Below are 10,600 nucleotides of genomic sequence, written 5' to 3'. Positions count from 1 at the left end.
GCCCTTGCGCAGCTTGAAGGTCCACAGGCGATGGTCGGCGCTTTCGGTCCAGCTCTCGACCATCTGCGGCTTGATCTTGGCGTTCTCGTCGGTGCCGAACAGCGTGTCGTAGATCATGTAGCCGTGATTGCGGCTCATGTAGGCGGTGGTCCAGATGGGGTCGAGCACCGCGAGGTTGGAGTGCGGCACGATGCGCAGCACGTTGGCCTGGGCCATGGCACCGGTGTGGAACAACGCCGCACCAGCCAACAGCGCCAGCGACACGAGCGATCTGCGATGAACCTTCATGGGGACCTTTCGACAATGCACTGAAGAGACCTGCAATCGGTGTGCCACGACAGCACACCACCCGATGCGCCATTGTGGTGGCATGCCACAAGGGGCCCGATCAGGGCAAACACCCGGCCGCGCCGGCGGGCTCCGGCGGGCGGCGCGCCAGCAGTTCGGGCACCAGCAACTCGTGGGCCGCGGCCACCTGCAGCAGGGCCGCGTCGCCCTGCGGGCGGCCGATCAACTGAACACCCATGGGCCAGCGGCCGGCAGGGTCGAAGCCGGCAGGCACGCTGATGGCGGGCAGCCCGGCGAAGGTGGCGTAGATGGTGGCCTCCATCCAGCGGTGGTAGGTGTCCATCGGGCGGCCGGCCACCTCGCGCGGCCAGGTGGTGGCCATCGGGAAGGGCCACACCTGCGCCACGGGCAGGGCCAGCACGTCGAAGCGCTCGAACAGGCCGAGCAGGTGCTGGTGGAAGGCGGTGCGGGTCTGCGCCGCGGCCATGAAGTCGGCGATGGACAGGCTTTGTGCCTGGTCGAATTCCCACAAGGCCTCGGGCTTGATCTGCTCGCGCGCACCGGGCGCGCCCATCACCGCACCCACCGACGGCGCCACCAGCGCGCGGCGCCACAGCAGCCAGGCCTGCCACACGCGTTCGGCGTCGAAGCCCAGCGCCAGCGGTTCGACCTCGGCACCGGCCGACGCCATGGTCTGCAGCGCGGCCTCGCACACCGGCAGGATGCCGGGCTCGACGGCCAGGCGCCCGCCCAGGTCGCCGAGCCAGGCGATGCGCACGCCGCGCAGGCTGGCGTCGGGCCCGGGGATGAATTCCTGCGGGCCCTGCGCGATGGACAGCGGGGCCCGGGGGTCGTACCCGGCCTGGATGGACAGCAGCCGGGCGAGGTCGCGCACCGTGCGCGCCATCGGGCCGTCGGTGCCCAACTGGCTCACGAACAACTCAGGCCTGGGCCAGGCCGGCACGCGGCCCTGGCTGGGCCGCAGGCCGTAGACATGGTTCCAGCACGCCGGGTTGCGCAGCGAGCCCATGAAGTCGGAGCCATCGGCCACCGGCAGCAGGCGCTGCGCCAGGCACACCGCCGCGCCGCCGCTGGAGCCACCGGCGCTGACCGACGGATCCCAGGCATTGCCGGTGCTGCCGAACAGCCGGTTGTAGGTGTGCGAGCCCAGCCCGAACTCGGGCATGTTGGTCTTGCCGATGACGATGCAGCCGGCGGCCTTCATGCGCGCGACGAAGATGCTGTCGTCGCGCGGAAGCGCGTCTTTCAGCAGCGGGCTGCCGAAGGTGGTGGGCAGGCCGACGGCGTTGCCGGTGTCCTTGATGGCCTGCGGCATGCCGTGCATCCAGCCGCGCGAGCGGCCCTGCGCCAGTTCGGCGTCGCAGGCGTCGGCCTGGCCCAGCAGCTCGTCGTCGGGCCGCAGGTTGACGATGGCGTTGAAGTGCGGGTTGAGCCGGTGGATGCGCGCCAGGTAGGCCTGCATCACCTCGCGGCAGGACACCTGCCGGGCGTGGATGGCCCGCGACAGCGCGTGGGCATCGAGATCGGTCAGGGCGTCGGCGGACGTGGACATCAGCCTCGCAGTGTGCCCAGCCGACTTTGCCGGGCGTTAACCGGATTCGGCAATCCCCGGCCCGGGGATTGCCCCCGGGCCCGGATCGGTGCGCGTCAGGCCGCCACGGCCCCGGCCGGCGCAGCGCGCGAGCGCTGCAGGATCTCGCCGATCAGCACCTGCTTCATCGCCTCGGCCGTCTCGTTGGGGCCCTGGCAGGTGCCGGCCGCGTGGTGACCGCCGCCGCCGTGTTCCAGCATCAGCGTGCCCACGTCCACCGCATTGCCGCGGTCGAAGATGCTCTTGCCCACGGTGTACACGGTGTTCAGCTTCTCGCGGCCCCACATCACGTGCATCGAGATGTCGCACTGCGGGAACATGGCGTACACGACGAAGCGGTTGCCGGCGTAGATGGTCTCCTCGGCCCGCAGGTCGAGCACCACCAGGTTGCCGTGCACCTGCGCCACGCGGCGGATCTGCGCGCGGAACAGCTCGTGCTGCGCGAAGAACAGTTCCACGCGCTCCTTCACGTCGGGCAGCGCCAGGATGTCGGCGATGGGCATGTCGCGGCAGCAGTCGATGAGCATCATCATCAGCTGGTAGTTCGAGACGCGGAAATCGCGGAAGCGGCCAAGGCCGGTGCGCGCGTCCATCAGGAAGGACAGCAGTTCCCAGCCCTGCGGCTGCAGCACGTCGTCGCGGCTGAAGCCGGCCGAGTCGGCCTTGTCCACCGCGTCCATCATCGCGTCGCTGACGCGCGGGAAGCGCGCCTTGCCGCCGAAGTGGTCGTACACCACGCGGGCGGCCGACTTGGCGTCGGGCTGCAGGATGTAGTTGGGCGAGGCCACGCCCTGGTTGCGCTGGGCCTCGCTGGCGTGGTGGTCGAAGCACATGCCACAGCCCGGCACATAGGGCAGGTTGGTGATGATGTCGCGGTCGGTGACCGCCACCTTGCCGTCCTGCACGTCCTTGGGATGGTGGAAGACGATGTCGCCCAGCATGCCCATTTCCTTGAGCAAAACGGCACAGACCAGGCCGTCCATGTCGCTGCGGGTGAGGAGTCGGTAGGGCTTGGCGAGTGCGTTCATGGGCGTGGGCTTCCTGGGCAAGAAAGGGTCGTGGGCCGTGCACGCCGACGGGGGTGGCCAAGCGTGCCTCGATGGGTTATCGGCACGCCGGGGGCCAGGGTTGAGGCCGATTTCGAGACGCCGGCCCGAGGGCTGGCGTCGGCTCGCCGCCCGGCGTGCTCAGCCCGGTGCGATCAGCCCGGCTGGCGCAGGCCGTGCAGCGCCTGCCGGGTGGCGTCGAGGCCTTGCGCCCACACCTGGCGCTTCCAGGCGTCGGTGTCGGTGTAGAAGGCGTCGCGCAGGTCGCGGCGGATCTGCCGCGCCAGCGCGGCGTCGGCCTCGGGGTGCGCATGCAGCCAGTGGTCGGCGCGCAGCGCGGCCATCATCTGCGGCAGCGGCACGGTGCCGAACTCGAGGCAGATGCCGGTGTACTCGGCCTGCGGGCATTCGCCGTCCACCGCCTGCTGGATCGGCCCGGTCATCGGGATGCTGGTCGAGGTGCCGGTGTGCACCGAGGTGACGCCCTCGCCCCACCAGCGGCGGGCGCGGGCCAGCGCCGCGCCGGCGTCGTGGCTGGCGAAAATGCGCTCGCCCACGCCCGCCGGGCCCAGCCCGGTGTGCAGGTCGATCCAGGCCAGCCGGCGGCAGGTGCCGGCGTGCCGGCGCAGCACCTCGCGGAACACGCGGTGGCTCCAGGTGGGCTCGCGGCCGCCGTAGTACAGGCCCATCGGGCGCGTGTGCTGGCCCCGGGTGACGGCCATCTGCGCACGGCGCGGCCCCATCGCGTCCAGCCGCGCGGCCAGCGCGGCCTCGTTGTCGGGCGTGGGCGGCCAGGTGGGCGGCAGCAGCAGCGACTCGATCGCCGCGTAGTCCGGGTGCTCGGGCAGCGGCTGGCCGAAATCGACGAAGTTGCGGTTCAGGTCGACGTTCTCGTGCGTCACCCGCCGGGTGAAGGCAAAGCCGTGCGGGTTGACGGCATGCACGTGGACGATGGCGGTGTCGGCATCGGCGGCCTCGCGCAGCGACGCGCCCAGGGCCAGCAGACCGGCCTGGATGCCGCAGCCGGCATGGCCCTCGACGCCATGCACGCCGCTGGTGGTGAGCAGCACCTTGGCGGCATCGGCGGGGCCGTCGCGCACCACGTCCACCGCCAGCACCTCGCCGGCGGGGCCGCGCAGCGGGTGCGGGTGCGATTCCACCGCCAGCCCGCGCGCGGCCACCAGCGCCAGCCAGCGCTGGCGTGCGCTCGCGTGGTCGGGGCTGAAGGCGTCGGCGATCGGATCGAAGGGCACGGGGCGGCCGGGCGACGGCGGTGGCGTGGACGGGCCTGGCCGAGTATCGGCCGTGGCGCCGCACCCGGGCGTTGGGGTCAATCCCGGCCACCGAATTGCCGAAAACCGATAGCGCCCCGGCGCGCCGCTGCCTAGCATCCGTTGGCCATGCGCCGACGCCTCGCGATCCTCTCCCCGTTCGAAGGGCTCGTGGCCTTTGCCGCGCGGCATCCCGACGACGGGGCCAAGGTGGCGGCCGCGCTGTCGCCCTTGCGGCCCGACTGGCACTTCGACACCTACCGCGTCAGCGACGGCCAGTGGCCCGACGACGTCGCCGGACACGACGCCTGGGTGATCACCGGCAGCCCGGCGTCGGTGAACGACGACCGGCCCTGGATCGGCCGGCTCGAGGCGTTGGTGCGCGAGCGCCATGCGCAGCGCCGCGCGATGGTCGGCCTGTGCTTCGGGCACCAGGTCATCGCCAAGGCGCTGGGCGGGCGCGTCGGCCCGTCACTCGGCGGCGGGCGCTTCGGCACGGCGCCGCTGCAACTGCAGCAGCCGCAGCCCTGGATGCAGCCGCCGCAGGCCGACCTGTCGCTCTACGCCGCCCATGTCGACCAGGTGCTCGAGCCGGCACCGCAGGCCGTGGTGCTGGGCGGCGATGCGTTCTGCCCGGTGGGGGCCTGCGCCATCGGCACGCACGTCTTCACCACGCAGTACCACCCCGAGTTCAGCCGCGCCGTGATGGACGACGTGCTCGACGAGATGGCCCCGCACCTGCCGGCCGCCGACCTGGCGCGTGGGCGCGCGCAACTGGCCCGCCCGGTGGACGCGCCCCTCGTGTGGCAGTGGATCGCACGCTTCGTCGACACCCAGGACCCACCGCCCCGATGACCCCTGCCTACCCCCGCCTGGCGCTGCACGTCGCCGGCCACTGGCTCACCGAGGCCAGCGGCGGCACGCGGCCGGTGGTCAACCCGGCCGACGAGAGCGTGCTCGGCCACCTGCCGCTGGCCGGCGTGGCCGAGTTGCACGCCGCCGCCGAATCGGCCGCACGCGGCTTCGCCATCTGGCGCCGCCGGTCGGCGCTGCAGCGCTGCGACACGCTGCGCCGCGCCGCGCAGCTGATGCGCGACCGCGTGGCGCAGATCGCCACCGTGCTGACGCTCGAGCAAGGCAAGCCCGGCGCCGAGGCCACGCGCGAGGTGCTGCTGTCGGCCGACATCATCGACTTCCAGGCCGAAGAGGCACGTCGGCTGTACGGCCGCACCATCCCGCCACGCGTCGAGGGCATCGTGTCGCAGACCGTGACGCGCCACCCCATCGGCCCGGTGGCCGCCTTCACGCCGTGGAACTTCCCGGCCAACCTGCCCTCGCGCAAGCTCGGCAGCGCGCTGGCCGCCGGCTGCAGCGTGGTCATCAAGCCGGCCGAGGAAACGCCGGGCACCTGCCTGCTCATCGTGCAGGCCTTTCTGGATGCGGGCGTGCCACCCGAGGCATTGAACCTGGTCTGCGGCGACCCGCCGCTGGTCAGCGAGACGCTGATCGCCCACGACGCCATCCGCAAGGCCTCGCTCACCGGCTCGGTGGCGGTGGGCCAGCGCCTGGGCGCGTTGTGCGCGGCGCGGGTGAAGCGCTTCACGTCCGAACTGGGCGGCCATGCGCCGGTGATCGTCTGCGAGGACGCCGACCCCGCGGCGGTGCTGAAGCTGTCGGTGCCGGCCAAGTTCCGCAACGCCGGCCAGGTGTGCGCGTCGCCGATCCGCTTCATCGTGCACCGACGCCATTGCGCCGACTTCGCCATGCGCTTCGCCGAGGCCGCCCGCGCGCTGCGCCTGGGCCCGGGCCTCGACCCGGCCACGCAGATGGGTCCGCTCACCCACGCGCGCCGGCTCGACGACATGGTCGCCTTCGTCGCCGACGCGCGCGACCAGGGCGCGCGCATCCTGTGCGGCGGCGCCCGCGCGGCGCGGCCGGGCTGGTTCTTCGAGCCGACGGTGATCGAAGGAGCGCCGCCAACTTCGCGTGTCATGCAGCAGGAGCCCTTCGGCCCGATCGCGCTGATCGACCCCTTCGACATGCTGGACGAGGCCATCGACCGCGCCAACGCCCTGCCCTACGGCCTGGGCGCCTACGCCTTCACCCGCGACCTCGACACCAGCCACCGCCTGGCCGACGAGATCGAGGCCGGCATGGTGGGCATCAACCACTACGGCGTGTCGCAGCCCGAGGCGCCGTTCGGCGGCTGGAAGCACAGCGGCATCGGCTCCGAGCAGGGCAGCGAAGGCCTGCTCGCCTACACCGATGTGAAGCTGGTGGTGGTGGGCCGATCGGCTTGACCATCGCACCGCACCCATCGCCCCAGAACCCCACCGACGAGCCCCCGATGACCCACGACACCGACGCGCTCCTGCGCGACAACGCCCAGTTCCTGTGGCACCCGATGGCCCACCCCAAGGCGATGCAGGCCAGCAAGCCCGACATCATCGCCCGCGGCCAGGGCTGCTGGGTGTGGGACGTGCACGGCCACAAGATGCTCGACGGCGTGGCGGGCCTGTGGAGCAGCAACCTCGGCCACAGCTGCCAGCCGGTGCGCGACGCCATCGTCGCGCAGCTCGACGAGCTGCCCTTCTTCAACACCTTCCGCGGCACCACGCACCCGCGAGCCATCGAGCTGTCCGCCGCGCTGGTCGAGCTGATGCGGCCCGACGGCGTGGCCGCGGTGATGTTCAGCAACGGCGGCTCCGACGCGGTGGAAGGCGCGCTCAAGCTGGCGCGGCAGTACCACAAGCTGCGCGGCGAGAAAGACCGCAGCAAGTTCATCGCGATGAGGCAGGGCTACCACGGCGTGCACTTCGGCGGCATGAGCGTCAACGGCAACACCAACTTCCGCCGGCCCTACGAGCCGCTGCTGCCGGGCTGCTTCCACATCGACAGCCCCTGGCTGTATCGCAATGCCTATGTCACTGGGGATGAACCGCAGGACGAGGCCGAGCTGGGCCGCCTGGTGGCCGCGCAGCTCGAGCGCGAGATCGTCTTCCAGGGCCCCGACACCGTGGCCGCCTTCATCGCCGAGCCCATCCAGGGCGCCGGCGGCGTGATCGTGCCGCCGGCCAACTTCTGGCCGCTGGTGCGCGAGGTCTGCGACCGCCACGGCGTGCTGCTGATCGCCGACGAGGTGGTCACCGGCTTCGGCCGCACGGGCGCGATGTTCGGCACGCGGCTGTGGGACGTGAAGGCCGACCTGTGGTGCCTGGCCAAGGGCATCAGCTCGGGCTATGTGCCGCTGGGCGCCACGGCCATCGGCGACAAGGTGGCCGACGTCTTCCTGCGCGACGACACCGCCGCCGGCCAGATCACCCACGGCTACACCTACAGCGCGCACCCGGTGGCGGCGGCCGCGGCCATCGCCACGCTGAAGCTCCTGGTGGCACAGGACATCCCGGGCCATGTCGCCCGCGTCAGCGTCCCCTTCCAGCAGCGCCTGCGCGGGCTGGTGCAGCGGCACGATTTCGTCGGCGACGTGCGCGGCCACGGCCTGATGCTGGGCATCGAGATGGTGGCCGACCAGGCCAGGCGCACGCCGCTGCCCAAGACCAGCGACATCCCGGCGCGGGTGGCGCGGGCGGCCTACCGGCGCGGGCTGATGGTGCGGGTGTCGGGGCCCAACCTGATCCTCTCGCCGCCGCTGGTCATCAGCGCCGCCGAGCTCGACTTCCTGTGCGACGCGCTCGAGGCGGCGTTCGCCGAGGTGGCCGAGGCGGCCGCCCCGCGATGAGCGCCGGCCCGACCATCCTGCTGGTCGGCACCGCCGACACCAAGAGCGACGAGCTCGCCTTCATGCGCGAGCGGCTGCAGGCGCAAGGCGCCGGCGTGCTGCTGATGGACGTGGGCGTGCTGGCCGCCGGGCACGTGCCGGTGGACATCGCCAACCACGCGGTGGCCGCCGCCGCCGGCCACGCGCTGCCGGCGCTGGCGGCCTGCGGCGACGAGCACCAGGCCATGACGGCCATGGCCGCCGGCGCCGCCACGATCGCGGCGCGGCTGCAGGCCGAGGGCCGCGTGCAGGGCCTGCTGGCGCTGGGCGGCACGATGGGCACCGACCTGGCCTTCGACGTGGCAGCGGCGCTGCCGCTGGGCGTGCCGAAGGTGGTGGTGTCGACCGTCGCCTACTCGCACCTGATCCCGCCCGAGCGCATCACGCCCGACCTGATCATGGTGTTGTGGGCCGGCGGCCTGTACGGCTTGAACAGCCTGTGCCGCTCGGCGCTGGCGCAGGGCTGCGGCGCGGTGGTCGGCGCCGCCGCCGCGGCGCTGCCGCCCCGGCTCGACCGGCCGCTGGTGGGCATCACGTCGCTGGGGCAGAGCTGCCTGGCCTACATGGTGCGGCTCAAGCCCGCGCTCGAGGCGCGCGGCTGCGAGGTGGCGGTGTTCCACACCACCGGCATGGGCGGTCGCGCCTTCGAGTCGCTGGCCGCGGCCGGCCGTTTCGCGGCGGTGATGGACTTCAGCCTGCAGGAACTGGCCAACCACCTGGGTGGCTCGGTCGTCACCGCCGGGGCCGACCGGCTCACCGGCGCCGGCCGCGCCGGCACGCCGCAACTGGTGGCGCCCGGTGCGGTGGACATGGTCGACTTCCCGGCCTGGCAGCCGGTGCCGGCGTCGCTGCAGGGGCGTGCCGTGCACGTGCACAACCGGCTGATCGCCTCGGCCACCTCCGCCGCGCCGCTGCGCCGGGCCATCGCCGCCGAGATCGGTGCGCGCCTGGCCCGGGCCACCGGCCCCACCTGCCTGCTGCTGCCGCTGCGCGGCATCGAGCAGTGGGACCGGCCCGGCGAACCGATGCACGACCCCGAGGGCCTGGCCACGTTCGTCGACGCGATGCGCGCGGCGGTGGCGCCGGCCACCCGCTGCGTCGAGCTCGACGCGCACATCAACGACGCCGCCTTCTGCGACGCCGCGCTCGAAGTCTTCGACGGCTGGGTGGCGCAGGGCCTGGTGCGCCTGGGGCGCGATCGAGGACCCGGGGCCCCGCCACGGTCCGCGGTCCGCGCGGGGGACGGGCGCCCATGACGCAGGCGCTGATCCTCGACTTCGGCGGCGTCATCAGCCGCACACTGTTCGAGACCCACGCCGACACCGAGCGCGCGCTCGGCCTGCCGGCGGGCACGCTGCAGTGGCGCGGGCCCTTCGATCCCGCCGGCGACGCGCTGTGGCGCGCCATGCAGGCCGGAGAGCTCACCGAGCGCGACTACTGGCTGCAGCGCACCCGCGAGGTCGGCCGCCTGGTGGGCGAAGACTGGGACCGCATGGAAACCCTGGTGCAACGCGCCCGTGGCGCCGAGCCCGACGCCGTGCTGCGGCCCGAAACCGCCGCGCTGATGCGCGAGGCGCGGGCCGCAGGCATCCGACTGGCCATCCTGTCCAACGAACTCGACCTGTTCTACGGCCGAGCGCTGCGCGAGCGCATGGCCCTGCTGCGCGAGGTGGAGCTCATCGTCGACGCCACCTACACCGGCGTGCTCAAGCCCGACCCGCGCGCCTACACGCTCTGCCTCGAGCAGCTCGGCCTGGCGGCGACCGATGCCGTGTTCGTCGACGACCAGCCGCGCAACATCGCCGGCGCCGTGGCGGTGGGCCTGTGCTGCGTGGCCTTCGATGTCACCCGACCGGCCGAGGCCTGTCGCCAGGCGCGTCGGCTGCTGGGGCTGCCCGACCCCGACCTTGCCGGGCCGCCGCTGGCCGCCTGACCGCCGCGCGCACCATCGCTGGCCCCGGCCGCCCCGATACATCGAGTGACAATTTCGCCACGCGGGTCGGTTGTGGCGACGGGCCTTTGAGCTGGCGCTATGCGCCTGGCTCCGGCCGCTGCCAGGATGCCGTGGGGTTCATCGAGCCCGCCAACGTGGCTATGATTACCTTTCCCACCCCCTGAACAGGGGGCATCCCCTACACGAAAGTACGGGCGACCTCGACGGTCCGCGTCGCACAATCGTTTCGCCTTGCCGTGGCAGGGCCCTTCAACGGAAACCTCCGACCATGCAAAAGATGTTCCAAGAAGTACACGCCCAGGGCCGCTCCGCGCCGCATGGCGCCGGCGCCCTGGTCTGGCTGCGCAACTCCGCCGCGGCACTGGCCCTGGTCGCGTTCGGCGCCACGGCCCAGACCCCGGCCGCGCCGACCGTCGTCGACGTGCAGCCTGGCGACACCTTCTCGGGCATTGCCACCCGGTTCACCGGCGACCCCAGCAAGTGGCGCCGCCTGTACCACCCCAAGCTCAGCGGCCTGGCCAATCCGAACCTCATCGCGGCCGGCACGCAGATGGAACTGGTCACCTCGCCCAGCGGCACGCAGTACCTGCGCGTCGTCACCGGCCATGCCGGCCATGCGGGCCACACCGCCGCAGCCGCCGCACCGGCACC

9 protein-coding genes and 1 pseudogene are annotated in these 10,600 nt (G+C 72.6%); 6 read left to right on the top strand and 4 right to left on the bottom strand.

Features of this window, described 5'->3' with window-relative positions:
- The 4 genes and pseudogenes from EOINJALH_RS32660 to EOINJALH_RS10000 form a co-directional block, all read right to left on the bottom strand.
- Positions 1-288, bottom strand: a pseudogene (locus tag EOINJALH_RS32660) (ABC transporter substrate-binding protein); the annotation flags it as partial.
- A gap of 100 nt (positions 289-388) precedes the next feature.
- Positions 389-1,861, bottom strand: coding sequence for an amidase (locus tag EOINJALH_RS10010; protein ID WP_088280215.1), 1,473 nt, complete (start codon positions 1,859-1,861; stop codon positions 389-391).
- A 95-nt stretch (positions 1,862-1,956) separates the two neighbouring features.
- Positions 1,957-2,928, bottom strand: coding sequence for an exopolyphosphatase (locus EOINJALH_RS10005; protein ID WP_088280214.1), 972 nt, complete (start codon positions 2,926-2,928; stop codon positions 1,957-1,959).
- Positions 2,929-3,101: 173 nt separating this feature from the next.
- Positions 3,102-4,199, bottom strand: a complete 1,098-nt coding sequence (locus tag EOINJALH_RS10000) for a M14 family metallopeptidase (protein WP_234413763.1) — start codon at positions 4,197-4,199, stop codon at positions 3,102-3,104.
- A gap of 147 nt (positions 4,200-4,346) precedes the next feature.
- Here EOINJALH_RS10000 and EOINJALH_RS09995 point away from each other — a divergent pair, with 147 nt between their 5' ends.
- From EOINJALH_RS09995 to EOINJALH_RS09970, 6 genes are all read left to right on the top strand, one after another.
- Positions 4,347-5,072: a type 1 glutamine amidotransferase gene (locus EOINJALH_RS09995; RefSeq protein ID WP_144289959.1), complete on the top strand. Its 726-nt coding sequence runs from the start codon at positions 4,347-4,349 to the stop codon at positions 5,070-5,072.
- Positions 5,069-6,517, top strand: coding sequence for an NAD-dependent succinate-semialdehyde dehydrogenase (locus EOINJALH_RS09990; RefSeq protein ID WP_088280211.1), 1,449 nt, complete (start codon positions 5,069-5,071; stop codon positions 6,515-6,517). The genes EOINJALH_RS09995 and EOINJALH_RS09990 overlap by 4 nt, the downstream gene beginning before the upstream one ends.
- Before the next feature lie 71 nt (positions 6,518-6,588).
- Positions 6,589-7,956 (top strand): aminotransferase class III-fold pyridoxal phosphate-dependent enzyme, encoded by a 1,368-nt coding sequence (locus EOINJALH_RS09985; protein WP_404872750.1) that lies wholly within the window; start codon positions 6,589-6,591, stop codon positions 7,954-7,956.
- Positions 7,953-9,251 carry a Tm-1-like ATP-binding domain-containing protein gene (locus EOINJALH_RS09980; RefSeq protein WP_088280209.1) on the top strand — a complete coding sequence of 433 codons (1,299 nt, stop codon included), beginning with the start codon at positions 7,953-7,955 and terminating at the stop codon, positions 9,249-9,251. The genes EOINJALH_RS09985 and EOINJALH_RS09980 overlap by 4 nt, the downstream gene beginning before the upstream one ends.
- Complete coding sequence (locus EOINJALH_RS09975; protein ID WP_088280208.1) at positions 9,248-9,928, top strand: HAD-IA family hydrolase; 681 nt, start codon at positions 9,248-9,250, stop codon at positions 9,926-9,928. The genes EOINJALH_RS09980 and EOINJALH_RS09975 overlap by 4 nt, the downstream gene beginning before the upstream one ends.
- Positions 9,929-10,217: 289 nt before the next feature.
- Positions 10,218-10,600 (top strand): LysM peptidoglycan-binding domain-containing protein (locus tag EOINJALH_RS09970; protein WP_144289958.1); only part of this gene is annotated, 383 nt, incomplete at its 3' end.

The sequence above is a fragment of the Ideonella sp. A 288 genome, assembly GCF_002198735.1.
GTDB lineage: Bacteria > Pseudomonadota > Gammaproteobacteria > Burkholderiales > Burkholderiaceae_C > Pseudaquabacterium.
This window is presented reverse-complemented; position numbering and strand designations above follow the sequence as displayed.

Excerpts from the sequence above, each read along its gene's own strand:
- EOINJALH_RS10010 (WP_088280215.1), bottom strand. The coding sequence starts at position 1,861 with ATGTCCACGTCCGCCGACGCCCTGACCGATCTCGATGCCCACGCGCTG.
- EOINJALH_RS10005 (WP_088280214.1), bottom strand. The coding sequence starts at position 2,928 with ATGAACGCACTCGCCAAGCCCTACCGACTCCTCACCCGCAGCGACATG.
- EOINJALH_RS09995 (WP_144289959.1), top strand. The coding sequence starts at position 4,347 with ATGCGCCGACGCCTCGCGATCCTCTCCCCGTTCGAAGGGCTCGTGGCC.
- EOINJALH_RS09990 (WP_088280211.1), top strand. The coding sequence starts at position 5,069 with ATGACCCCTGCCTACCCCCGCCTGGCGCTGCACGTCGCCGGCCACTGG.
- EOINJALH_RS09980 (WP_088280209.1), top strand. The coding sequence starts at position 7,953 with ATGAGCGCCGGCCCGACCATCCTGCTGGTCGGCACCGCCGACACCAAG.
- EOINJALH_RS09975 (WP_088280208.1), top strand. The coding sequence starts at position 9,248 with ATGACGCAGGCGCTGATCCTCGACTTCGGCGGCGTCATCAGCCGCACA.